Origin of the sequence: Phormidesmis priestleyi BC1401 (genome assembly GCF_001650195.1) — a bacterium.
GTDB classification, from domain to species: Bacteria; Cyanobacteriota; Cyanobacteriia; order Leptolyngbyales; family Leptolyngbyaceae; genus Phormidesmis_A; species Phormidesmis_A priestleyi_B.
In genome coordinates this window covers 76,593-101,559 of the sequence record NZ_LXYR01000016.1, presented here as the reverse complement: position 1 = coordinate 101,559, position 24,967 = coordinate 76,593, and the positions used below count along the sequence as shown (strand labels likewise).

24 protein-coding genes are annotated in these 24,967 nt (G+C 50.3%); 7 read left to right on the top strand and 17 right to left on the bottom strand.

All coding sequences use genetic code 11. The features are described from left to right. Positions 1–140 precede the first annotated feature (140 nt). From A8707_RS11180 to A8707_RS11130, 11 genes are all read right to left on the bottom strand, one after another. Entirely contained in the window at positions 141–1,685 is a 1,545-nt protein-coding gene (locus A8707_RS11180; RefSeq protein ID WP_068816966.1) for an Hsp70 family protein, read from the bottom strand. A 7-nt stretch (positions 1,686–1,692) separates the two neighbouring features. Continuing rightward, entirely contained in the window at positions 1,693–2,226 is a 534-nt protein-coding gene (locus A8707_RS11175) for a hypothetical protein (protein WP_082906325.1), read from the bottom strand. Further along, the gene (locus A8707_RS11170) at positions 2,226–2,444 is read right to left on the bottom strand and encodes a DUF2997 domain-containing protein (RefSeq protein WP_068816963.1); all 219 of its coding nucleotides are present in this window, start codon (positions 2,442–2,444) and stop codon (positions 2,226–2,228) included. The genes A8707_RS11175 and A8707_RS11170 overlap by 1 nt, the downstream gene beginning before the upstream one ends. Before the next feature lie 166 nt (positions 2,445–2,610). Beyond that, the gene (locus A8707_RS11165; RefSeq protein ID WP_068816962.1) at positions 2,611–3,981 is read right to left on the bottom strand and encodes an FMN-binding glutamate synthase family protein; all 1,371 of its coding nucleotides are present in this window, start codon (positions 3,979–3,981) and stop codon (positions 2,611–2,613) included. 2 nt (positions 3,982–3,983) lie between these two features. Next, positions 3,984–4,664, bottom strand: coding sequence for a GltB/FmdC/FwdC-like GXGXG domain-containing protein (locus A8707_RS11160; protein ID WP_068816961.1), 681 nt, complete (start codon positions 4,662–4,664; stop codon positions 3,984–3,986). Continuing rightward, the gene (locus A8707_RS11155; protein WP_068816960.1) at positions 4,652–5,548 is read right to left on the bottom strand and encodes a class II glutamine amidotransferase; all 897 of its coding nucleotides are present in this window, start codon (positions 5,546–5,548) and stop codon (positions 4,652–4,654) included. The genes A8707_RS11160 and A8707_RS11155 overlap by 13 nt, the downstream gene beginning before the upstream one ends. Positions 5,549–5,566: 18 nt before the next feature. Further along, positions 5,567–6,895, bottom strand: a complete 1,329-nt coding sequence (gene glnT / locus A8707_RS11150; RefSeq protein ID WP_068816959.1) for a type III glutamate--ammonia ligase — start codon at positions 6,893–6,895, stop codon at positions 5,567–5,569. A gap of 31 nt (positions 6,896–6,926) precedes the next feature. Continuing rightward, entirely contained in the window at positions 6,927–7,565 is a 639-nt protein-coding gene (locus A8707_RS11145; RefSeq protein ID WP_068816958.1) for a methylglutamate dehydrogenase, read from the bottom strand. Continuing rightward, positions 7,562–10,492 carry a 2Fe-2S iron-sulfur cluster-binding protein gene (locus A8707_RS11140; protein ID WP_068816957.1) on the bottom strand — a complete coding sequence of 977 codons (2,931 nt, stop codon included), beginning with the start codon at positions 10,490–10,492 and terminating at the stop codon, positions 7,562–7,564. The genes A8707_RS11145 and A8707_RS11140 overlap by 4 nt, the downstream gene beginning before the upstream one ends. Continuing rightward, a complete protein-coding gene (locus tag A8707_RS11135) occupies positions 10,489–10,746 on the bottom strand; it encodes a sarcosine oxidase subunit delta (RefSeq protein WP_068816956.1) in 258 nt (85 codons plus the stop codon). Before A8707_RS11135 ends, A8707_RS11140 begins: the two co-directional genes overlap by 4 nt. Positions 10,747–10,748: 2 nt before the next feature. Continuing rightward, complete coding sequence (locus A8707_RS11130; RefSeq protein WP_068816955.1) at positions 10,749–11,990, bottom strand: FAD-dependent oxidoreductase; 1,242 nt, start codon at positions 11,988–11,990, stop codon at positions 10,749–10,751. A 121-nt stretch (positions 11,991–12,111) separates the two neighbouring features. Here A8707_RS11130 and A8707_RS11125 point away from each other — a divergent pair, with 121 nt between their 5' ends. Next, positions 12,112–12,729 carry a helix-turn-helix domain-containing protein gene (locus A8707_RS11125; RefSeq protein ID WP_068816980.1) on the top strand — a complete coding sequence of 206 codons (618 nt, stop codon included), beginning with the start codon at positions 12,112–12,114 and terminating at the stop codon, positions 12,727–12,729. Then, on the top strand, positions 12,729–12,851 hold the full coding sequence (locus tag A8707_RS30210) for a hypothetical protein (protein WP_269452707.1): 123 nt from the start codon (positions 12,729–12,731) through the stop codon (positions 12,849–12,851). Before A8707_RS11125 ends, A8707_RS30210 begins: the two co-directional genes overlap by 1 nt. Positions 12,852–12,938: 87 nt before the next feature. On the opposite strand, the gene A8707_RS11120 is transcribed toward A8707_RS30210, so the two are convergent. Together A8707_RS11120 and A8707_RS11115 are read right to left on the bottom strand one after the other, a co-directional pair. After that, the gene (locus A8707_RS11120; RefSeq protein WP_068816954.1) at positions 12,939–13,241 is read right to left on the bottom strand and encodes a basic helix-loop-helix domain-containing protein; all 303 of its coding nucleotides are present in this window, start codon (positions 13,239–13,241) and stop codon (positions 12,939–12,941) included. A gap of 90 nt (positions 13,242–13,331) precedes the next feature. Further along, positions 13,332–13,538 carry a hypothetical protein gene (locus A8707_RS11115; RefSeq protein ID WP_068816953.1) on the bottom strand — a complete coding sequence of 69 codons (207 nt, stop codon included), beginning with the start codon at positions 13,536–13,538 and terminating at the stop codon, positions 13,332–13,334. Positions 13,539–13,698: 160 nt separating this feature from the next. Here A8707_RS11115 and A8707_RS11110 point away from each other — a divergent pair, with 160 nt between their 5' ends. Continuing rightward, positions 13,699–13,959 (top strand): hypothetical protein, encoded by a 261-nt coding sequence (locus A8707_RS11110; protein ID WP_068816952.1) that lies wholly within the window; start codon positions 13,699–13,701, stop codon positions 13,957–13,959. A gap of 293 nt (positions 13,960–14,252) precedes the next feature. Here A8707_RS11110 and A8707_RS11105 read toward each other — a convergent pair whose 3' ends face one another. From A8707_RS11105 to A8707_RS11090, 4 genes are all read right to left on the bottom strand, one after another. After that, positions 14,253–14,684, bottom strand: a complete 432-nt coding sequence (locus A8707_RS11105) for a PIN domain-containing protein (protein WP_068816950.1) — start codon at positions 14,682–14,684, stop codon at positions 14,253–14,255. After that, positions 14,668–14,943 (bottom strand): hypothetical protein, encoded by a 276-nt coding sequence (locus A8707_RS11100; RefSeq protein ID WP_068816948.1) that lies wholly within the window; start codon positions 14,941–14,943, stop codon positions 14,668–14,670. The genes A8707_RS11105 and A8707_RS11100 overlap by 17 nt, the downstream gene beginning before the upstream one ends. A 347-nt stretch (positions 14,944–15,290) precedes the next feature. Beyond that, a complete protein-coding gene (locus A8707_RS11095; protein ID WP_068816978.1) occupies positions 15,291–17,375 on the bottom strand; it encodes an NACHT domain-containing protein in 2,085 nt (694 codons plus the stop codon). Positions 17,376–17,407: 32 nt separating this feature from the next. After that, positions 17,408–17,695: a hypothetical protein gene (locus A8707_RS11090; RefSeq protein WP_068816946.1), complete on the bottom strand. Its 288-nt coding sequence runs from the start codon at positions 17,693–17,695 to the stop codon at positions 17,408–17,410. A 363-nt stretch (positions 17,696–18,058) separates the two neighbouring features. On the opposite strand from A8707_RS11090, the gene A8707_RS11085 reads away from it, so the two are divergent. From A8707_RS11085 to A8707_RS11070, 4 genes are all read left to right on the top strand, one after another. Continuing rightward, positions 18,059–19,501 carry an efflux RND transporter periplasmic adaptor subunit gene (locus tag A8707_RS11085; RefSeq protein WP_068816944.1) on the top strand — a complete coding sequence of 481 codons (1,443 nt, stop codon included), beginning with the start codon at positions 18,059–18,061 and terminating at the stop codon, positions 19,499–19,501. Positions 19,502–19,693: 192 nt separating this feature from the next. Next, entirely contained in the window at positions 19,694–23,002 is a 3,309-nt protein-coding gene (locus tag A8707_RS11080) for an efflux RND transporter permease subunit (protein WP_068816942.1), read from the top strand. A gap of 110 nt (positions 23,003–23,112) precedes the next feature. Beyond that, positions 23,113–23,631 (top strand): glutathione peroxidase, encoded by a 519-nt coding sequence (locus A8707_RS11075; RefSeq protein WP_462686387.1) that lies wholly within the window; start codon positions 23,113–23,115, stop codon positions 23,629–23,631. A 197-nt stretch (positions 23,632–23,828) separates the two neighbouring features. Next, complete coding sequence (locus A8707_RS11070; protein ID WP_068816940.1) at positions 23,829–24,896, top strand: 3-deoxy-7-phosphoheptulonate synthase; 1,068 nt, start codon at positions 23,829–23,831, stop codon at positions 24,894–24,896. Positions 24,897–24,967: the final 71 nt, after the last annotated feature.

Here is a 24,967-nt window from a genome sequence, read left to right as displayed (position 1 = left end):
GTCGCTAGCGAAGTTCAACATCGTCCTGGGTAACAGTTCACTCATTCAACTGGAGGAATTGCACAACAAAATCACCATTCAACTCTAGGAAGTTGGGGAGCCGTTGATCACTTCTTTAGAGAACTGTTCAGGCGGCTCCCTTATTGTAGTTTGGCGATCGAGCCTCGATCGACCAAAATCTGTTGCGTCAGCAAATCGCGAATTGTTGCAGTGAGCACTCGCCGATCGGTGACCTCAAACTGAACTGAAATACGATCGACACCTACTTGCCCCGGCGGATTGAGGTGAGCGACACACACTTGCTCATGCTGACGTTCTAGCGATCGGTAAGTCTCTTGTTGACGCATCGGTAGACTCGTCATTCTGCCCTGCTCGTCATAGTTCACCTCTGATTGAGCAACCACTGCAACCTCTCCAATGTCGAGGCGAAGATCAGTTTGTCCCTCGATCGCGGCTTGCAAAATCAGCGGTTCAGCCCGTTGACAGGGATAGCGATCGCCCTGCTCAAAGAGCGAAAAATAGGAATACGATCGGGCGTAAGGTTCCCAGAGGCGAATCGCGTAACTGTGGCGTAGAGAATCCTCGATCGTCAGTTGACCAAGCGCCAATGCGCCATGACAAACCGCCTCAAACGGTTTATCGAGTTTGACTCGCTGCCGCCCAAAATAAGATCCGATAAGTTGCTGCACAGATGGAATTAAACAACTGCCGCCGACGAGCAACACTTGCTCAATATCCGACTTGGAAATGCCTTTTGAAAGCGCGATCGTCAGCACTTCATCGAGCGATTGTCGGACTTGTTCTAATAGCTGTCGCGTTTCGAGAATGTCTTCTAACTGCGATCGGGTTAAACGCAACTCGTAAGCCATAAAGGTAGATTCGTCGAGCCAGCTTTCTTTTGCCTCCTCAGCGATCGATAACCTGACTTTGAGACGCTCGGCAACCTCTAGTAAGGTTTGATATCCGATCGCGCCCACCGCAGCCCGCGAGGAGCCAATTTGATACAAATAATCTTCGACAATCCACAGATCAATATCTTCACCGCCAAGATATGCGTCGGCTTTTGCCAGCACTTCTGCTCGCTGCGCGTCAGAGGTTTTGCCAACTGTCCGTACTAAACTCAGATCGAGGGTGCCGCCGCCAAAATCAACGACAAGAACGAGAGCACCGGGACGCTGCACCGCATAACCCAACGCTGCCGCCGTAGACTCATCAACGAGCCGCACATCAGAGATATCAAGCCGCGCCGCCACCTCACGAAACCATCCCAAATAACGCTCAAACGCTCCGATCGGAACGGTAAAAACGACTTGAGAAGGATAAATTTGCTGTTGCTGGAGTTGTTGCCAGATTGCTTGAATAAATTGTTCAGATACCCATTCAACACTATAGGATTGTCCATCAATTTGGCGATCGGGCGGTTGAAAGTCAGCCGCTAAATCTCGCTTAAATGCTTTGAACAAGCGATCGGGCTGAGATATTCCTAAGCGCTGCGATCGCACCTGTTCACCCAGGACAATTTGCTCCGCACTTTTTACAAATATCAGCGTCGGAGTCACCGGAATCTCGTCGTATAATAACCGTGAAATGGCAGGAAAGCGAATCGTTTTAGGCGTTTGAGTATCGGGTTCGAGAATGCTAACAACCGTGTTGGTAGTGCCAAAGTCGATCGCAACAGAAGTCATAGACAGATCACTCAGGATTTATAGCGGGAAGAGTGCGACTCACTTTTGCGGGGCAGAGAATCTGATGCGAAACCGTTTCTCCAATGTGTCGATAGCCGACAAACCGGATGTAAACGCTCTCTCCAATCGCAATATCATCTACATCGGGTTGATGGAGTTGCGGATCGTAGGAGACAGACTGCCAGGGAGATCCGATCGCTTCAATACTCCAACTTTGCAGCAAATTTTCCAAAGGCGTAAAGAGAGCAACCAAATTTCGGGCAGGAAGAGTGGGCATTGTCTGTGCCATTTTACAAGCACTAGGATAGGTTACAAATAGCGTTTGTAATTGCTCGAAGGTAGCGTTGCTGAAATCTGAGGTGAGTTGTAATTTTTGTGATGTTAATTCCTCTCGCAGTCGTTGACATTGTTGCTGTAGCTCAGTTACTTTTTCTTCAGATGGATTACTGCGATCGGAGTCTTCACCCATCCAGCCTAAGATAACAGCGATGCACCCAACCGCAAGAACAATCCCGAATCCAATCAGGTTAGAGTCGGTCATCAGATTCCACCCTGTTGAAGCGTTTGAGTGTCTTCTACTGTTATAAATTCATCACCTTCGTAATACTCTGGTAACAATGTTTGTGATTCGATAGTTCCGATCGAGTGTTCGATTTCTGAAGTCAAATCAGTGCAGGTTGCGCCCAGTCCGTTAAGCACCGTTTCGACGATTTTGCCGTCTTTGCCGATGCGATACTCAATCTTTTGATAGTCTGTCATGCGATTCTCCCAGTAATCTACTCTCATCCTACTCGTAGGGCGATGACTAGACCTCCTGCACGAATACTGTGCCCTCACCCTAGCCCTCTCCCTGTCGATGCTGAGATCCGAGGAAGATCAGTAGTCTATTCAAACTGTTTCATAGCAAGCGTTTGAGTAAGTTAAGTTAGAAGCTAGAACCTGTTTGCCAGCCAGGAATCCAGTTTGTTCCGGCAAGAGGGAGACGCGCCATTGCAGCCGCCTCGATCGTCAGCGCAACCAGATCTTCGCGCTCTAAATGATGGACGTTTTGCTTTCCACAGGCACGGGCGATCGTCGTTAATTCCATATTTAGGGTCTGTAAATAATTTTTGACTCGACGTGCTCCGACGTGTGGTTCTAGGCGTTTTTCTAGCATTGCATCTTGAGTTGTCACTCCGACTGGGCATTGACCCGTATGACAATGATGACAGTATCCCGGCGCGGTTCCTAATGCGTTGTAGTCTGCGATCGCTGAGTGATGCGTCCCGTTTTGAATATAGGTTTCACTATTGCAGCCTAGAGCCATTAGGATAGCTTGTCCGATCGAGACCGCATCTGCCCCCATCGCCAGTGCTTTAGCCACATCTGCGCCTGTGCGAATGCCGCCCGACACAATCAACTGCACTTTCCCTTTCATGTCTAATTCTTCGAGTGCCTCCACTGCTAAGCGCACGGCTGCCAACGTTGGAATGCCAACATGCTCGATAAAGACGCTCTGAGTCGCGGCGGTACCGCCCTGCATTCCATCGACGACGATCACATCTGCCCCCGCGTGAACAGCGAGTTTGACATCATTAAACGTTCGAGATGCGCCGATTTTAACGTAGATGGGTTTTTCCCAATCGGTGAGTTCTCGCAGTTCTTGGATTTTGATGGTCAGATCATCGGGTCCTGTCCAATCGGGATGGCGACACGCCGATCGTTGATCAATTCCTTCCGGCAACGTTCGCATTTCTGCAACTCTGGGATTTACTTTTTGTCCCAATAGCATTCCACCACCACCCGGTTTTGCACCCTGACCAATCACTATCTCGATCGCGTCTGCCTTCCTGACATCATCGGGATTGAACCCATAGCGAGACGGTAAACATTGATAAATGAGTGTTTTAGACGAGAGCCGTTCTTCCGAAGTCATGCCCCCATCGCCTGTTGTCGTCGATGTTCCCGCTTCGGTGGCGGCAAGTCCAATCGCTTCTTTAACGTTGGCAGAAAGTGACCCAAAACTCATGCCTGCGATCGTGATTGGCATCTCTAGCTCGATCGGTTTTTTGGCATAGCGCGTGCCCAAAATTGTCTTTGTAGTGCATTTTTCGCGATAGCCTTCGAGGGGATAGCGACTCAACGATGAGCCGAGGAAGACCAAATCATCAAAGTGAGGTAATCGACGTTTTGCACCCAGTCCGCGAATTTCATAGAGTCCATGAGCGGCAGCATTTTGAATGTAGTTGAGAATGCGACGATCGTAGCCTGCCGATTCTTCGAGAGAGAGTGATTGACTTGATTCGGAGTGATTCATGGTTAATAGTCCTGATTAGCGTCGGCGTTCCAGTGATAAAGTCGCTTGGCAGAAGCGATGCGCTTGAAGTCTTTGGAGTCATGAGAAAATCCGGCTTTTGCAAGTAGCTCACCCACTGTTTGATAATCCGAGTCTGACATCGGCTCAAATTGGGCATCTGCTCCCAGCGATTTTGCGGTGCCACGAATGTAGATCACAGCTTCATAGAGAGAATCTCCGATCGCGTCGCCCGCATCTCCACAAATCACGATTCGTCCCGCTTGCGCCATAAACGCCGAGAAGCTGCCTACACTGCCTCCCACCACAATATCGCCCCCCTTGAGCGAAATGCCACAGCGCAGACTCGCGTTGCCGTCAATCACAAGCAATCCTCCTTGAGCAGAGGCACCTGCTGAAACGGATGCAAAGCCTTTGACGTGAACCCGTCCAGACATCATATTCTCAGCAACGCCCGTGCCTGCATTGCCATCGATCGTCACGTTTGCTAACTGATTCATTCCCGCAGCATAATAGCCAACGTGACCTGCAATCTCAACGGTGATGGGCGAGTGAAGCCCTACGGCGATATTGTGGGCACCATCTGGATTAATGATTTTGATCGGGTTCCCATTCGCACCGTGATGGAGAAACTGATTCACTTCGCGCAGTGAAGTTTGCGACAAATCAAAGATTACACTGTCCATACATACAGTTCCTCTGGGGCGGGTTCGTAGAGTTGAGCGTGATTGATATCGGGCAAATGAGCTAGAGAGCGAAACTCAGAGGCGATCGCAACATAGTCATCGGTTTCGGCGACGATCGCGGGTTTGCAGGCAAACGAATCTCGCACCAGGGCAAGTTTATCGACGGTTCCCATTAGAAACGTGTAGAAGCCGTCTAACTCCTCAAAGCCTCTCTGAAGCGCGTTCTCAAGGTCGTCACCTTCCCGCATTCGCCACTCTAAAAAGCGACAGGCGGCTTCGGTGTCGTTATCGGTTTCAAACTGAATGCCGCGCGGCTCAAGTTTGCGGCGAATCTCATGGGGGTTGGAAAGAGAGCCGTTGTGGACGAGACAGAAATCTTCCCCCGCCGTAAAAGGATGGGCGTGGGCGGCGGTAACTGCCGATTCGGTCGCCATGCGGGTGTGACCGACTAAGTGAGAGCCTTTGAGCGATTTAAAGTGATAGCGATCGCTGACTTGTTGAGGCGTTCCGGTGTCTTTATAAAGGTCGATCGCTCGTCCGGTAGACAACAGATAAAGGTGTGGATAGTGATGTTTGAGCCACTGTTTTACTGAGTTTGGATCGGCATTAGAAATCACGATCGCGTGATTGCCTTGACTATCAATTTCGGTGTCTCCTTCAAAGTGGGATTGAAATTCATAGAGCAATTCCGACCAATTAAACTCTTTGTCGCCAGAGTAGAGACTATATTTGCGATGGCTTTCATCCAATAGGCCTGTAAAGATGGCAAGTCCGGCTGAGTCAGAGCCTCGATCGCTCATCCCAATCAACATTGGCACCATCAGTTCGCCGAGTGATTTTCGTAGTTCAGGTTTTTTGACCAGCAGTCCAACGATTCCGCACATAATATATTTTTTGAGTTGTTAAAAGAATTCTAGATAGCGTTGGACTTCCCATTCAGAGACGTGACGCATATATTCGACCCACTCCATTTGTTTGAGATCGATAAATTCATCGGCTAAAACTCCTAATGCGTTTTTGATCACATCATCAGCAGCCAGCGCGTCGATCGCTTCCTTTAAGCTCTGCGGCAAGGTGTGAATTCCTTTTTCATTCAATTCTGCATTCGAGAAGTCATATAGATTCACATTCCACGGTTCACCCGGATCGAGTTGTTTTTCAACCCCATCTAACCCAGCCGCGATCGCGGCGGCTGTTGCCAAATAAGGGTTACAAGAACCATCCGCGAGACGCAACTCTAACCGACCTCCAGGGACGCGCACCATACTCGATCGATTGTTATCGCCATAAGTAATGTAGGCGGGTGCCCAGGTTGCGCCACTCAGCGATCGACCCACCACCAACCGTTTATAAGAATTCACCGTCGGCGCACAAATGGCAGTTAACGCGGGAGCGTGGGCAAGTAACCCTGCCATGAAATGATATGCCAGTTTTGACAGTCCTAAGTTCCGCGTGTCGGTGTCGTCTGCAAAGATATTTTTGTCACCTTCCCACATGGACATGTGCATGTGCATTCCGGTGCCCGTGCGGTTGGCAAACGGCTTGGGCATAAAGGAGCAAATTAGCCCCAGTTCTTTGGCGATTTCTGACGCTGCCATTTTGAAAAAGATAAAGCGATCGGCAGTCGTTAAACAATCGGTGTAGGTGTAATTGATTTCAAATTGACCGTTTGCATCTTCGTGATCAATCTGATAGACATCAAAATCAGCCGCTTGCAGACTCGTCACGAGCTTCTCAATGAACGTCAAGCTGCGAGACAGTCCTTTGTAGTCGTAGCAAGGCTTGTCGAGCGTATCGGTCGGGTCACACGGCTGAATTTTGCCCTGATTATCTTTGCGGAGCAGCACGAATTCTGGCTCAACTCCGGTGTTGAGCAGCCAACCTTTTTGGGTCAAGCGTTCGATTTGCTGTTGCAAAATAAATCGGGCATCGTAGGCGTAGGGCTTGCCGAGAACATGTCCGACGCAAACAATACGAGCAAATCCGGGCATCCAGGGCACGATCGACAGCGTTGACAAATCGCCTACAGCCATAAAATCGGGACTATTAGGCTGCATTCCCAAACCCCACACGGCAAACCCCGCAAACCCAGCCCCCGGACACAAAATATCTTCAAAATGCGAGGCGGGAACGGCTTTTGTTTTAGCAGTTCCGTGCATATCGACAAACTGCGCCAGAACAAACTTAATCTGATGAGTTTCTAGAAACTGCTTGGCTTCTGCTAGTGTCATGATCCTGTCCTCCTTTAAAGATTAGCCCGACTTAGATTAACCGATCGGCACCGACGACTCCTCCACCTAACTCTTGCACAATCGTCGCCAACGTCTCCCATAAATAAGCTCCAAAGGTGCCATCACACCAGATTCGATATCGATCAGGCGCGATCGGAATAATAGTAACGCTAACGCCAACTATTAACGTCAAAATTACAGGATGATCATTCAACGAGAATGATTGAAAGTGAACGCTACAAGTTTGCTGTAATAGATCGGGAATCGCTGTACCGCACAACACGATCGCGGCATCTTGTCGCAACACCGGATACACACGATCGGGAACGTGCTGACACGCCTCAGCTAATCGCAGCGCAAAACTGCTGTGAAGACTATCTTCGATCAAAAATTCAGTCAAGCCGAGACGGGCAATAATGCCACCATCGGGGAGAGAACGCCAGGTATTGGGACGATCGGGCACTTCCAAATCTCGGCTCTCAAGCCAAGCAGCGGCTCCGGCTCCTTTAACCCCAAAGCGGGTGAGAAATGACAAATCAGCAATGCCCAAATGCGCCGCAGTCTGCTCATCTCCAGGAATTGACATGAGGGACGGCATTCCGTTAATGTCTCGCCAGGTGCCGCTGAGAGACTGAAGCCGATCGTGATTGGGGCTAATGCGACGCATCATACCGTCACCTCCTCTCGCTGGGTCACGTCTTCTCGCTGACGTAACTGATCGGGGTCGTAGAATGGAGTTGAGGTGATGATTGCAGATACGATCGTGCCGTCGGATAATCGGATTGAGATAGGGTCTCCGATCTCCGCCAGTTCTGGTCGCATGTAGGCAAGTCCAATATGACGGCTGAGACTGGGGCTAAACGCAACACTCGTGACGCGCCCTACAATCTGATCGCGAGCGATCATTAAGTGACATTCCTGCGGCGGAGTTCCTTGGAAATTCGGGTCAAGCATGAATCCGATCAGGGTTTGTTTGATGGGTCGTTTTGCCAAAACTTGTAAACTGCGCTGACCGATGAAAAAAGGCTTGTCCATCTTCACTGCCCATTTAAGCCCCGCCTCTAATGGAGTCGTTAGCCCGTCAGTGTCTTGACCGATAATCAAGTGCCCTTTTTCGAGTCGCAAAAGACGCTGCGCCTCAACCCCAAAGGGACGAATATCATACTCAAGTCCTGCTTTCAACAACAGATCCCACAACGCTGAAGCGTATTCTGCTGCAACGTGAATCTCATAGCCCCACTCACCCACAAATCCGACTCGCATTAACACGACAGAAATCCCTTGAATTCGGGCTTCACGCACGGCGAGATAAGGAAATGCAACGCTAGAGAGATCTAAATCAGTCAGCTTAGACAAGACATCACGGGCATATCGTCCTGCAAGATTGATCGCCGATCGTGCCCCTGTTAAATTCACAATTCCACAGTCTAGCTGCCACATTGTATTCAACCGAGACAACTCACGATAGATAGGAGTCGCGCCTGATGTTGTCGTTGTGAAATAGAACTGCTCTGCTCCAAGTCGGGCAATGATGCCATCGTCGATCGTGACTCCTGTTTCATCGAGCATTAGGGCATATCGTGTGGTGCCGACCTTCATGTTGCGATAGCGTCCGGCATAGACTCGCTCTAAAAACTCAGCCGCATCGGCTCCACGAATCTCAAATTTGCCCAACGTCCCGACATCAATGATCCCCACCTGATGCCTAACTGCCTGAGCTTCTAGAGCGATACACTCGTCGCGAGTTTTGCCGAGTTGAGCGTAATATTCGGGTCGTTTCCAAATTCCTGCCAGCATAAATTTAGCATTCAGCGCAGCGTGACGGCTGTGTAGTGGAGTTCGTCGCTCAGGCGTGAAGCCTCGCCCTGCTAAATGTGAAAGCGGGACTGGATGGAAGAATGGTCGCGAGGTCGTTGTGCCCACTTCACCAGGAGTCTTTCCAGTGATTCGCGCCAGAATTCTCAACGCATTCATATTCGAGTGTTTGCCCTGACTCGCTCCCATTCCCACGGTTGTATATCGTTTTAGCAATTCAATGTTGTCAAATCCTTCTTGGACAGCGTTAGGAAAATCTTTGTACTGCAAGTCTTCATCGAAGTCTACAAAATTCTTGCCCTTGGGATGTTCGACGATCGCCCACGGGTGCGAAGGAGATTCTCGTTCGGGCGAGATTGTCACTTGGATGCGTTCTCCCAATCCCAAATAGGCTGCTGCTTCTAGACCCGATCGACGACCATCAATCAGCTTTTGTTCAAACTCAAACACGCCATTCACGCGACCACAGGCAAACACGCCAGACGGCAATTGATCGGGGACAAACTGCTGCAACCCTTTATCAAACCGCATTTTAGTGCCTGCCTGATAGAGCAAGTTTGCCGCAGGTGCCCAGCCAACGCTCATCACAATGCCATCACACGCGATCGTTTGTTTAAATCCGGTTTGTGGGTTGCCGTTTGCGTCGATCGGGCAAATTACCGCCGCCGATATGCCATCGCGACCCGGATTCGCTCTCGCTTCATAAACGCAGTATCCCAGGAAGATGGGGATATTTTGTTGGTCTAGCGATCGTGCCACATCACTGTTGAGAGAATCGCGCAGATCGACTACGGCAGCGATCGTGACTCCATTGCTAATCAGATCAAGCACGGTTCGATATCCATCGGCATTCGCAACCAGAACAACCGCTCGATTCATTGGTTTGACTGCGTAGCGATAGATTAACCGTTGCACGGCGCTCGATAGAATGACACCCGGCAAATCATTATTGCGAAACACCGCAGGTTGCTCATAGGCTCCATTGGCGGCAATCACTGCTTTCGCGCGCATTTTAGTTAAGCGATCGTGATCCAATAATGGAATCCAGCCATCAGCGTAGTATCCTGACGCTTGCGTTTGTGTGTAGAGACGGATTTTCGGATGATTCTCGATCGCGTTTAATAATTCGTTTGTTTTCTCGACTCGAAAGGGTTCATTTCCTAATTGATAGTGACCCGATCCGCCCGCTTTAGCATTCTCATCGACAATCACTACGTCTGCACCCAAATCTGCTACCGAGAGCGCTGCTGAGAGTCCTGATACGCCTGCCCCAACCACTAAAAGGTCACAAAAATCATAGCGTTTGGCAGTCCGAATATGAGGAGTCGAGAAGTCTACTTGTCCCAATCCAGTCAAGTTGCGAATCAGGCGTTCCCACATGGGAAACAGACGCTTGCTGTTAAACGCTTTGTAGTAGAAACCAACCGGGAGAAACGGTGAGAAAAGCTCGATCGCGCTGGCACGATCGCCCATCACTCCCCCAAAAGTGTTAATTGCTGAAAGCGTCATTCCATCGTCTAGTGGCGTGACATCTGCTCGGACATTCAATCTCTGCCCAGACTGCATGAGAGAGTTTACGTCATGATTGGCAAGACTCAAGATCCCGCGTGGACGGTGATATTTGAAGCTGCGTCCCAAAATTTGTTGACCCGATGCCCAGAGCGCACTGGCGATCGTATCCCCCGCATATCCAGTAAAGCGAGTTCCTTCAAAGGTGAACTGAATCGGGCGGCTGCGGTCGATCCATTCTCCTGAGATGGGAGGGAGTCTGCGTTGATTCATGCGACTTCACCCCATAGATAGGTGCGTAAAATTTCGTCGGTTTGCGTGTTGCGTTCTGCGATAAACCAGGTGTCGCTCGGCGTGTGACACCACCATTCCTGTTTGATTCCTGCGGCACCGTTGCAATGAAACACAAAGGCTCCCCAAGCCAGATCATTTGTAGTGTTTGGGTCAGGTATTGGTCGCACTTCTCCCGCACACACAAACTCTGAAATCGATCGCGCCCCATTCACCGGACAAGTCATAAGTTTCATGGTTAATGCCCCACGGACGCTGCGCCTTTTTCACCAACCAATTCGTAATTCTCAAATCGGGACAGCGAGAAGTCTTCAATGAGATCATGATTGCGATCGTGCGCCACCGTATACGCCATCGTTTTGCCGCACACGGGCGTTGCTTTAAACCCCCAAGTGCCCCAACCCGAATCGAGATAAAACCCCTCGATCGAAGTCTTGCCCATAATCGGTGCAAAATCGGGGGTCATGTCTGCCATACCTGCCCATTGGCGCACCACTTTGACGTGAGACAAAAACGGAAATAGCTCTAGCATATGGGCGGCAAGTCCTTCGGCAAAATCGAGCGTCGATCGCGTGGAATGTAGTTCGTAAGGATCAAGCGAGGCACCCATGACTAATTCTCCTCGCGCTGTTTGGCTGACATAAACGTGCAGACTGCCAGAGACAATAATCGGGTCAAGCCACGGCTTCATCGGTTCGCTGACCATCGCCTGTAGAGGATGAATATAGATCGGCGATCGTAACCCGACTAGATCCAGAATTCGCGGCGTAGATCCGGCGACCGCACACAAGACGCGAGGCGTTGAAATCGTGCCGTGGGAAGTCTCGATTCCGGTGACGCGATCGGACTCGATTTGAATCCCTAATACTTCGGTTTGTTGATGAATCTCGACTCCGCGCAAATCGGCTCCGCGACCGTAGCCCCACGCCACTGCATCGTGACGGGCAATGCTGCCGGGAGCGTGATAGAGCGCCCCCAAAATTGGGGCGTGACCTCCGCAGGTCATATCCATCATCGGGCAAGCTTTTTGCACTTCAGCGGGATCGACGAGTTCACTATCAATACCAAAATGTTTGTTGACTTCTGCTCGCCAGCGCATGGTTCTAAGTGATGCGTCTGTGTGTGCCAGCGTGAAGTGTCCGCGATTGGAGTAGAACAGGTTTAGATCGAAGTCTTGGGATAAGTCTTGCCAGAGTCGCACTGATTCATCGTAGAATTTTACGCCTTCTGGGGTGAGATAGTTCGATCGGATAATCGTTGTGTTGCGTCCAGTGTTGCCGCCGCCGATGTAGCCTTTCTCTAGCACAGCGATATTTTTCATATCATGGTCGCGTGCTAAATAATAGGCGGCTGCCAATCCGTGTCCGCCACCACCAATGATCACTGCGTCATAGCTTGACTTTAAGCGATCGGGCTGGCGAAACATTCGCGGTTCGGGATGGTCTTTCGACAGAGCGAATTTTAAGAGACGAAACGGCATGACAACTCCTGTAAGTTCTCACTAGAAAACTTAAGTAAACATCATGGCTCGAAGTTTCATGAGTGTCAACAAAGTTTCTTGCTATGATTCAGATTCAGCGAGACGATCGAGAGCTATCACCATGACAGAAGCCGCAGCAAAAAGCACAGAAGTCTCTTCTAGCAGCTCTTTAGAGCGATATTTAGGCAATGCCATTCGAGAGTTGCGGCAAAAACATGGGCTGACGATCGCGGAGGTCGCGGAACAGGTGAGCATCTCTCGCGGGATGTTGTCAAAAATTGAAAACGCTCAAACGGCGACGAGCTTGGAGACGATCGGGAAGTTGGCGAGTGCGTTAGGGGTGTCGCTCTCGACGCTATTTCGCAATTACAATATGCCAGCAGGCGGCGCACAGCTTGTCAAACAAGGCGACGGGATGGAAGTTGTGAGGCGCGGCACGAAGCGCGGACACACTTACCATTTGTTGGCATACGATCAGGGTCCGACGAAGGTGTTTGAGCCGTTTTTGATCACGATGGATGATGCGTCTGAGGTCTTCCCCACGTTTGAGCATCCCGGCATCGAGTTTATCTATATGCTGCAAGGCAAGCTGGAATATCGCCACGGAATCCACACGTATTTATTGGAGCCGGGAGATTCGTTGAGCTTTCGGGGTGAGGTTCCTCACGGTCCTGAGAGGCTGATTGAGTTGCCGATTCAGTTTCTCGCGATCATTTATTATGCGGTGCCGACTGCCTGATGACGGGAGACGATCGAATTGAATCAACCCCCGATCGGGCTTCGGCTTCGCTCAACCCTCAATATTCTGCCATTAACCCGGCAACGATCGATCAGTCGTTGCAGAACTCTTTCGCCCCCTAAATCCCCCAAAATTGGGGGACTTTGAATGGGAGAAATGGCTTGAACTCTGCAATTCTGCCTCGCTCAAAGTCCCCCAGAATGGGGGATTTAGGGGGCAGAAGCTGACTGAATCGACGTGACAAAGCTGGGTGCAATCTTAATGATTGCCAAGTTAATAATAGGTTGATTAGACTCGTTCGTGAGTTGATTAGACTCGTCTATGAGTTGGTTAGACTCGTTCATGAGTTGACTAGACTCATTCATGAGTTGATTAGACTCGTTCGTGAGTTGATTAGACTCGTCCGTGAGTTGAGCGAAGTCGTTCATGGGTTCCCAAACGTTGTTCGCGAGTTCCCAAGAGTCGATCGCGAGTTCCCAAGAGTCGATCGCGAGTTCCCAAGTGTCGTTCATGAGTTTCCAAGTGTCGTTCACGAGTTGAGCACAGTCGAAGCCCAGACACCGAAGCGAGGGATTCTAGTTTTGCGCAAGTTCCTTAAGCACCTAGACCTCGCTAGAATCGGTATCACCATCAAACACGACGATAAAGGTGCCGTCGGGGATGAGTCGTCGCAAGATGTGTAAATATCCATCAGCATCGGAGCGGTTGCGACAACGAGCGACGATGATGCGCTGCATATTGGGAAGCGATCGCACGACTAACCACCTATTGAGGCGGTCTCGATAGGGCATAATGATGAGTGTCTCCATTGAGTTTGGAGCTTTAGCCAGTGCTGAACTTTCCACGGGACGCACTAGCTTTTCGCTTGCTTGAATATTATCGCGATGTGCACATCTGTGTCAATCGAAATCAGAAACACACAGATGAGCGCATATTCGGTTCGTTAGACAGGAATCGTGTAGTCAAACTATGACGAAGAGAATTACATTGCCGCCATTGGGTGAACATGATGATGACTGGCTGACCATTTTGGCATGGCTGTATGGTCGCAGCAGGGCAAGTCAAGCGGCGGCTTTAATTAGTGTCGGAGTTGCAGAGCAGAAAGCTGAAGTTGCAACGATGTTGGAGTATATGGCTCAGAAGCGGGGTATCACTGTTGATGAGTTAGTTAAAAGTATTTTGGGTGGGACGATCGACGACGATCGGGACGATTCCATTGATGAAGAGTAACCATTCTCTCATTCCTCAACCGTTAGGGCGTGGCTTAAAACTCTTTGCTGCGTTGCTCATCCGCCCGTGATTGAAAATCACGGTCTAACAGTGCGAAGTCCACTCAAGGGACTAGAAGAGGGTTTGAGGCATCCAGTTCGTTTCAACGGACTTCGCAAGGCTAGCCCCGATTTCAATCTGGGGCGGGTCAGAATCGCAGCGAGAGATCTTGCCGAACAATAAGTGAAGCAAAAGTATTTTGGGTGGGACGATCGACGACGACTCAATTGATGAAGAGTGAGAATCGCTAAAATTCAAACGGATTGTAATTGTAAAAGCAGCGTTTCCGTCGTCCAGGTGGGGCAACCACAACCGAGAAAATCACAGTCCTGCGTCCAGATTGAAGCATCTGTCTGTAGCGCCAGAGCAACCGTGTGCCAATCGTCAGAATCTCTAGGAATGCGTCTTCTCGCTTCAGATTCAACGTTGCCATAAGCAGCATAGGGAACGATTTGAATACTGCTTTCAAGCAAGTCTTGGGCAACTGCGAAAAACTGCTCTCCATGTTCCGCAGAAAATCGATTTTGTCTCACCATGACTCGAATTCGTTTTTGAAGCTCATGGTCAGCTTCTTCTGCAACTTTTTGGCTAATCAGTAGCTCTAACGTGGGATGGGCGATTAGTGCCCGACCTCTCAGCCTCAATAGCTCCCCCACCAAAATATTGGCATCAACAATCAGCTTCATAGGGAAATGGTTTTTTCAAGTCTAGGAGGTCGGCAAGTTCTTCTCTAGTCAACCCAGAATCTTCTAAAAGGGCTTCGGTCGCTTGCTCAAATCTAGTAATCAGTTTGTCAAGCTCCTCTTTGCTCTTGCGCTTCTTAGGATAGTAAACGCCAATAATCTCACCGTTTTCTTCAACTTGAATCGGTTGATTGCTTAACAGATAACGGTTGGGGTTCTGCTCAAAGTCTTTGATGCTAACGTGTCTAGTTGCTAGGTTCATAACTGCACTGGCAATATGAAATATGGTCTTATGGTAATGCCGATCGCTCATTACCTAACCTCAAGATTCTGGTGACACTCGTTATCTTTTGACGACGATCGAGACGATTCCATTGATGAAGAGTAACCATTCCCTCATTCCTCAACCGTTAGGGCATGGCTTAAAACTCTTCGCTGCGCTGCTCATCCGCCCGTGATTGAAAATCACGGTCTAACAGTGCGAAGTCCACTCAAGGGACTAGAAGAGGGTTTGAGGTATCCAGTCCGTTTCAACGGACTTCGCAAGGCTAGCCCGGAATTCCATTCACGGGCGGGACAGAATCGCAGCGAGAGATCTCGCCAGACCGTTTAGTCTCTCACCGTCACCATGCGGTCTTCAATGCCTGCCCAGGTTGTGGGCGACACTCGCACGGCGGCTTGTCTGCACTGCACCATCAGCCAGTTTGCATAGAAATAGTTCTCTAAAGCTTTAGCTTCTGCTTCAGATAAATCAACTAATTCTGAATTTAGATTGAGGGCGTTGTACCAGGTTTGCAGAACTTTATCGCGAAAGGCACGGCGGACTTCGACAGATTGGCTGTTGCCGGGAATCTGAGCTTTCAGGGCTTCTAGGCGAACGATTAACACAACAAAGTTTACAGATTTAAAGACTTTTGTTTTTTCAAAAGCGCGGGCGAGGGCGCGGGCGCGGTCGAGAGCGAGGGCGCGGTCGAGGTCGAGGTCGAGGTCGCGGGCAAGGGCGAGGGCGAGGTCACGGGCGAGGGCGAGGTCACGGGCGAGGGCGAGGGCGAGAGCGAGGGCGAAGGCGAGGTCACGGGCGAGGGCGAGGGCGAGGGCGAGGGCGAGAAAGACCGCTGCCGTTCGTTTAGCCGCAGGCTTAGAGTCTCCTGTTGAACCTGTCGTTGCTTGGTCTGCCCACGTTATTAAAGCTTTTAATTTGGGTGTGTTGAGGTAGGTCTGAGCTTCTTTCTCCATCGTCAACAGCAGTTCATCGGCTCCGCCGCGCATTAGCCCCGCAACCAAGATAAAAACTTCCTTCCAACGGCGCTCAGTTAGGTGTTCTGTTACCAATTTCTCAATCTGTCGCTGGTCGTCAATATGCTGCGCGGTCAAATATTCTTGCAGAGTCAAATGCGAGAACGAGTAAATTCCGTCTGCCCGTTCTACCAAGATACCGTGCTGCACTTCAATACTTCGCAGCACCTTCAACCCATCTACGCCCTTTTCATCGGGCAATATTTCTTTTAACAGTTGCTCAATTTGGTCGGCAACTTCGCGACGAGTGGAGAACAATCGATTTTGCTGAAAGCTATCATAGGCAATTTCTGCCAGCATCATCTCTTTGCGCTTGGTGTCTAGCCCTTTATAGAGGTCGTCTTGCGGAATGCCCTTCTCGGCTGCCCATTCTTCGAGCAACACTCGCAGCGCCCGTTCATAAAGCGTTGATCGATTCGTGGGAAACTTGCGCGATCGTTCATACAACAAACAAACCAACGTCAGCAGCAACGGCGTTTGAGTCAGTTCTTTAGCGGCGGTGTGATCGTCGCTGTTTAATTTTTGCCAACAATCTTGGGCGATGTCGGGTTCTCGACGAAACCAGTTGTCAATAAACTGTTTGATCTGAACATCGTCAAAATCTGCCATCGCCACATCGGTAAATAACCGAAAGTTATGACGATAAGCTGCCACCCGACACGATGCAATGTAGCGGTTTTGCTTGTGAGCATCGACAAAGTTTTGAATCTGGCTGATCGCTTCATTCATCCGATCGGTTGCCACTTCATCTAAGCCATCGAGCAAGACTAACAGCTTGCCCTGCTGCAAAAGTTTTTGCGTCGATTCTTCGGGCGACGGGAAGCCACAGATGCGAAACTCTTCGGCGATGGTCTTCTCAATGTTGATTTCCCCTTTGTTAAACACTTTCAGGTCAACAAACACCGGGATGTAGCCCGGTTTATAGGCTCCTTTGTTTCCTTTCAGCGCTTCTAAGCCCATGCGCCGCAAAAAGGTCGATTTCCCGGCTCCAGGTCCGCCCAACACCATCAAATATTGCTTTTCGTTCGCGACCTTTAACCCTTCTTGCTTGGGGCAATCCTTGCCCTGAAAACTGCGACCTGCCGCGAGTCGATAGGTTTCTTCGAGCGCTTGCACCGACTCAAACTGTTGTAAGGCTCGATCGTCTAAAAACTGCACGGCTGCATACACACTCTCTAGTGACACAGGTTCTCGCATCCCCAACACTTTGAGAATGCCGTGACGCTTCTCATAATTCTCGACATATTTCTGAGAGGCTTGAAATACTAGATTTTGGGTCGCTTTGTCTACTGTCCTGCCAAGCATTCCCGCGACTTTGCCGCCCCCTTCCCACACCGTCTTAAGAACAATTTTGCCGATTTCTAGAGCAATTCCGGTAGAAATGGGGTCGAGAGTCATCGCAGTATCCAAAAGCAGCTAGAGAAGCACCACTAGCCTACTCTAGGAGGAAGAAAATCGACCAAATTGACTCGCACTTCGCGTTTGAAGCTCGATCGTTTGAGTTCCAAGCTCCAAGTTTTGAGGTTAAAGCTCGATCGTTTGAGTTCCAATCTCCAAGTTTCGAGGTTAAAGCTCGACCGTTTGAGTTCCAATCTCCAAGTTTTGAGATTAAAGCTCGACCGTTTGAGTTCCAATCTCCAAGTTTTGAGATTAAAGCTCGATCGTTTGAGTTCCAATCTCCAAGTTTTGAGATTAAAGCTCGATCGTTTGAATCCCACACTCAACAGACTTCCTGCATAAATACTCCGCCCTCACCCTAGCCCTCTCCCCAAGGAGAGGGAACAAGAGAGTTTTGGCTCCCTTCTCCCTGGGGAGAAGGGTTGGCGAGGGCTTCGCCCCACTTCGTGAGGAGGGCTGTCCGGATTCATGCAAGAATCCCAACAATTCACACTTACATCAGCAATGCTCACTCGAAGTCTGTCAAAAGGATGAAGCCTGACGATTCGTGCCCGTAGTAATCTGTTCACTACGATATAACCAATATGTATTTTATTTATTCAGATAACCAATTTAGCAATGTAAAACATCATTTTGCCTGATCGCTCCCTGGCTTAACTCTTCATTTAACAGGTTGGAGATTCATGAGTGGCGAAGACATCAATCGAAATTCAGTTAGTCGGTCTACGATCGTAGACTCAATCCCTCCACAAGACTCCAATCAGCTTTCAGACAAACCGCGTCCTCCTCGCTGGCGGCGATATTTGATCCCGGCACTAATTGCCCTGGCACTGTTGGGCGGAGTCGGCTGGCTTGTGTTTAGTCGAGTCATCTTGCCGATGATGATGGCAGGTCAGATGAAGACACCCCCAACTCCCGTCCCGCTGTCTAACCTCAAAACCGCGACGATCGCCGATAGCTCTGACTATGCGGCTAGTTTAGATTCACGTCAGTCAGTCACCCTGCAACCGCGAGTGTCTGGGCAAGTCTCGGCAATCTACGTCAAAGCGGGCGATCGCGTCACCGCAGGTCAGCCATTGCTGCAAATCGATGCTGCCAGTCAGCGTGCCCAGGTTGCTAGCCGCGTTGCCGCCGCCCAAACTGCCAATGCCGACATTCAATCGGCTCAAGCTGATGTCACTACCGCAGGCGACACCCTGCGATCGCTCGAAGCGCAACGTGCCGCTGCCGCCGCCAACGTTCAGTTAAGTCAACAAGAATATGCTCGTTATCAAGACCTGACCGATCAAGGAGCCTCCAGCCGACAAATTCTAGATCAACGACTCAACGCTTTGCGAACGGCACAAGCCGACCTGCGAAAAGCCGAAGCCGATGTGCAGGCACAGCGATCGGTGATTAACCGCACCCGATCGGGTGTCACCAAAAACGAACGGGCGCTAGAAGAGGCACAGGCAAACATCTCTGAAGGGCAAGCTCAACTGCGAGACTACACCGTCACGGCTCCATTTACGGGGACGATCGGCGATATCCCAATCAAAGTGGGTGACGGCGTGAGTCCGACTTCTCAATTGATGAATGTGGCTCAAAATCAGCGGTTAGAAATCCAGCTTCAGATCCCGCTAGAGCGAGCAGCGGATCTCAGAATAGGGCTACCCGTCAAGCTGTTAGATGACCAAAATCGAGAAGCGCAGACAGGGCGAATTTCGTTTATTGCGCCCAACGTCGATGCGGCTTCTCAGTCGGTGCAGGCGAAAGCTACGTTCGACAATCCGGGTAACTTGCGCTCCTCGCAGTTTGTGCGCGCCAGAGTCATTTGGTCAAGCAGTCCCGGCATATTGGTGCCGACCTCAGCCATTTCTCGACTCGGAGGCAGAGATTTTCTGTTCGTCGCCGCTCCTTTTAAAGCATCAGGATGTCAGGCACCTGCGGCTGCACCCGGAGGCAAAGCCGCAACGGTCGAGCCAGACCAATTAGTGGCGGCTCAAAAGCCGATCAAGTTAGGCAAAATTGTCGGCAACGATCAAGAAGTCTTAGAAGGAGTGAGCGCTAGCGATCGCATCGTGACATCGGGCATTCTGCAACTGCAAAACTGCGCCCCGATCGCAGAAGCCCCCAATAAAGTCTGAACTATAGGTTGGCTAAGGCGTATCTGTAAACCGTAGGAGATCCCCCCAACCCCCTTAAAAAGGGGGAGAAATCCATCCAAAGTTCCCCTTTTTAAGGGGGTTGAGAGGGGTATCTCAACCGCTCTCAACACAGCCAATTGAATTTGCAGATAGATCCTAGAATCTCTCACCCTTCACCCCCTACGAGTCTGTATGATTCTGTCGATTTCTAATTTCTTTATTCAACGTCCTGTGTTTGCGACCGTGTGCTCGATCGCGATCACACTCTTAGGAATCGCCTGCATTCCGACCTTGGCGATCTCTCAATATCCCGATCTTGCGCCGCCCCAGGTGAATGTCACTTCAAACTATGTGGGCGCAAACGCTGAAGTGGTGGAATCGACTGTCACCGATCTTCTAGAGCGGGAATTGAACGGCATTAATGGGGTGAAATACATTAAATCCACCAGTGCCAGCACCGGAACGAGCAATATTGCTTTGACGTTCGATTTGGGACGCGATCAAGATTTAGCAGCAGTCGATGTGCAAAATCGCGTCTCAACTGTGCAGTCACGCTTACCAGGACCTGTGACTCAGACAGGCGTGCAGGTGACAAAAGCCAACAACAATTTCTTGCTGGCGATCGGGCTATATTCCGATCACGATGAAAAAGCCGGAAAAGATCTCTACGACGATATCTATCTCAGCAACTACGCCGATCTCTACATTTCCGATGCGATTAAGCGAGTCAAAGGCGTAGGCGGCGTACAGATTTTTGGAGAACGCAAATACGCAATGCGACTCTGGCTCGACCCCGAACGATTGGCGAGTCGATCGCTCACGCCTCAAGATGTCGTCACTGCCCTTCAGCAGCAAAACATTCAAGTCGGAGCCGGACAAATCGGTCAGCCCCCCGCCCAGCCCGGACAGCAATATCAATATGCGGTCACGGCTCAAGGGCGACTCAAAGATGCCGAAGAGTTTAGCAATGTCGTCATCAAAACCACGTCTACCGGAACGCTAATCAAACTGAGTGATGTCGGTCGGGCTGAGTTAGGAGCCGAGAATTACGGATCGGTGTTGCGATTCACTCCGGACGATCGAGTCACTCACCGGGGCGTTGGCATTGGCATTAACCAGCAGTTTGGCAGCAATGCTCTCGACGTTGCGAAAGCTATTAAAGAAGAGATTCGCCTACTTGCTGGGAGTTTTCCGCCAGGGATGCGCTACGCGATCGCCTTCGACACCACCACGTTTATCGAAGCGGGCACCAGAGAAGTAATCACCTCGCTGATTCTGGCGATCGTGCTCGTGATCGGGGTAATCTTCCTGTTTTTGCAAAACTGGCGATCGGCACTGATTGCCGCGATCGCAATTCCAGTCGCGCTAATCGGCACCTTTATTTTCGTCAAACTGCTCGGCTTCTCAATTAACACACTGACCCTGTTTGGATTAACTCTAGCAACGGGTCTCGTCGTCGATGATGCGATCGTCATTGTTGAAGATATCACCCGTCGCATTCAAGACGAGGGATTGCGACCAGTCGAGGCAGCGATCGCCTCAATGAATACGCTAATTAGTCCAGTTATTGCCACATCGGTTGTGTTAATCACGGTGTTTGTTCCCGTGGCATTCTTTCCGGGCACAACGGGACAGCTTTATCGACAGTTCGCGTTGACGATCGCGTTCTCCATCACAGTCTCATTATTTAACGCGATCACGTTCACGCCCATGTTATCGGCTCTGTTGCTGAGACGCGGACAAGCCCCCAACAACTGGTTCTTTAATCGCATTAACTGGGCGATCGACCACACTCGCGAAAGCTATAGTCGATCGGTTGGCAGCGTGATTCGGCGCAAAGGACTGGTGATAACAGTCTTCTCACTCGCGTTAGTGTTAACTTACTTTGTCTACAACTTTGTTCCTAAAGCATTCATTCCCGATGAAGATCAGGGCGTGTTTATCACCGTCGTTCAGGCACCCGAAGGAGTCTCACTCGACTACACCGAGCGCGTATTAGAAAAAGCCGAGGCGATTCTCAAACAGCAGCCAGAAATCTCAAATATCTTTGCGATCGGCGGCTTTAGCTTTAGCGGAGCGACTCCTAACAATGGTCTAATTTTTGCCACCCTCAAACCGTGGGACGAACGAACGGGAGCCGACCAATCCTTGAAAGCGATCATCGGCGGATTCTTCCCCAAACCGTTTGGCTTATTTCCCAAACTGGCATCGATTCAAGAGGCGGTTGTCTTGCCGCTTAACTTACCTGCCATTCCGGGCATCGGCAGCGTTGGCGGATTTGAGTTTCACCTACAAGATCGCACCGGACTGGGCTTTGCAGCACTAGGTGAAACCCTCGGCAAATTTCTCGGTCGAGCCACGACCTATCCATCGCCTCAAAGTCCCGCTCTAACTGGACTCCGACCGAACTTTAACGCTAATACACCTCAAATTTCGGTCGAAGTTGATCGAGTTCGAGCAAACCAACTTCAAGTCTCTCTGCAAGACATCTTCAGCACACTGCAAATCTTTTTAGGATCGACTTACGTTAATGACTTTAACCAGTTCGATCGCGCCTATCGCGTCTATGTCCAAGCCGACAGTCAGTTTCGGTCAAATCCTGATGACATTAAGCGGCTCTATGTTCGCAGCGCTGCCAACGGGACACAGCCTGGGAAAATGATTCCGTTAAGCAACCTGGTGAAAATCACTCAGGTGAACGGTCCTTCAATCATTACGCACTACAACCTGTTCCGATCGGTCGAAATCAACGGATCTGCTGCCCCTGGCTCAAGTTCGGGGCAGGCAATCGCCGCGATGCAAAAGGTCGCCCAAGAAACGCTGCCCAGAGGCTTTGGCTATGAGTGGTCAGGACTCTCGCTCGAAGAACTTCAGTCAGGCGGTGCCGCGGTTTTCATCTTCGCGCTAGGGATCATCTTCGTCTTTCTGACGCTATCAGCCCAGTATGAAAGCTTCATTGACCCGCTGATCATCATGCTCACCGTGCCTCTGGCAATTTTGGGAGCGCTGGCAGCCGTCCTTTTACGCGGTACGGCAAACGATGTCTATACCCAAATCGGATTTGTGATGTTGATTGGGATGGCAAGTAAAAACGCCATTCTAATTGTGGAATTTGCTAACCAGCAGCGAGAACATGGTCAAACGATCGCCCAATCGGTCACAGAAGCCTGTCGAGAACGACTGCGCCCCATCGTCATGACCGCGATCGCAACCGTCGCTGGCGCAATGCCCCTCGTGTTAGCCACCGGTCCCGGAGCCGCAGCCCGACAATCATTAGGAACGGCGATCGTCGGAGGAATGTGTGTCGCAACTGTTCTCAGCTTATTTATCGTCCCAGTTCTCTATGTCGTCATCAAGTCGGCAGCAAGTCGCGGGCGCAAGTCACCGCCGACTCCTGCTGTTGCGACTGTAGATGGTTCGCTAGATGGGCACGATGACAGCTATCGATCGAGAGAACCTGTTGCCCGATCGTCCTCCGACAAAACCCCATCGGGTCATTAAATACCAGGTGATGCTGGCTCAAAGTGTAGTACGCTGACTGGCTCTGAACGCGACTCTAAATACCCGTCAGTAGGTTTGTCGCGTGTGAATCATAGTAGGATGCTTAAGTAATGTTTCACGTTGAAGGCGTGTTTGACCCGATGACAGCACCTGCATCGATTTACGACGTTTCCGCGACAGGCATTGATGGAAATCTGCTGTCATTAAGCACCTACAAAGATAAAGTTTTGCTGATTGTAAATACGGCTAGCCAGTGTGGCTTCACCCCTCAATATCAAGGATTACAGGCTTTATACGATCAATATGCCGATCGAGGATTGGTCGTTTTAGGATTTCCCTGCAACCAATTTGGAGGGCAGGAGCCAGGAGACTCAGACCAAATTCAGTCCTTTTGTGAAACTAACTTCGGGGTTTCTTTCCCCCTCTTTCAGAAGATCGAGGTAAATGGGAGCAGTATTCATCCGCTATATCAGTATTTGACTAAAGCCGTACCTGGCATTTTTGGTACTGAGGGGATTAAGTGGAACTTCACCAAATTTCTGGTCGATCGCAGTGGAAAGGTTGTTAAACGCTATCCTTCAACCGCGAAGCCGGAAGATTTGGCGAAAGATATTCAGGCATTGCTATGAGCGCTGACTAGCAAGATATGACTAATACTTGAAGCGTTACGGATTGATCGAGTCACTGCTTCAATTTCAGGCAACTCTCTATCGGCACACGATCGAGAGTCACAATGAGCAAGCGTCTCCTGATATACTGCATAAGGTGGAAACTTTTCCCTTAGCCTTAAGTGGCGCTTACTGATGTCTGTTAGACAATTGACTCGATGCATAAGACCCAAGACCTGCACGTTGTTGAGACCAGAACGTTAATGGCTCCAACAGCCCTCAAAGAAGAAATTCCACTCACCGAAACTGCCGCTGCAATCGTTGCCACAACCCGCGATTGGATTCGCAAAATCTTAAATCGACAGGACGATCGCTTACTCGTCATCGTTGGACCTTGCTCTATTCACGATGTCAACGCTGCCTATGAATACGGGCAAAAGCTGATGCGCCTGCGGACTGAATTGTCCGATCGTTTAGAGATTGTGATGCGCGTCTATTTTGAGAAGCCGCGCACCACCACAGGCTGGAAAGGACTGATCAACGACCCCCACTTGGATGAGAGCTATGACATCAACACAGGACTGCGAACAGCGCGCAAACTGTTGATCGATCTCGCCCATTTAGGAATGCCCAGCGCGACCGAATTGCTCGATCCAATCATTCCCCAATACATTGCCGATGTGATTGCGTGGAGCGCGATCGGTGCCCGCACAACCGAGAGCCAAACCCACCGCGAAATGGCATCAGGTCTATCGATGCCTGTGGGCTTCAAGAATAGTACCGATGGCAATCTGTTAACCGCCATTCATGCGATTCTCGCCGCCAATCATCCCCACCATTTTTTGGGCATCAACGCCCAAGGGTTAGCCAGCATTGTCGGTACGACGGGCAATCCCGATTGTCACATCATTTTGCGAGGTGGCAAAGGCGGAACCAACTACGGGGCGGTTGACTTAGAAGAAGCGGTGAGTCAACTCCTCAAGCAGGGCATTGCGACCCCGCTAATGGTCGATTGCAGTCACGGCAACAGCAGCAAAGATCATAATCGACAGACGATCGTGCTTCAGTCGATCGCCGAGCAAGTCGCAAATGGCTCCCGTCACTGCATGGGCGTAATGATCGAGAGTCACCTCGTCGCCGGAAGTCAGTCGATTCCAGCCGATTTAAGTCAACTCACCTATGGACAAAGCGTGACGGATGCCTGTGTTGATTTTGGGACTACGGTCGCGATGCTGCGAGATTTGGCTCGATCGGTCAAGTCTCAACCCCAAGCGATCCCTGTTTAGGATCGTGGATTAAATAACCTGTAAGACTTGTGAGCTTCTTCTGCCCTCCTCACGAAGTGGGGCAAGCCCTC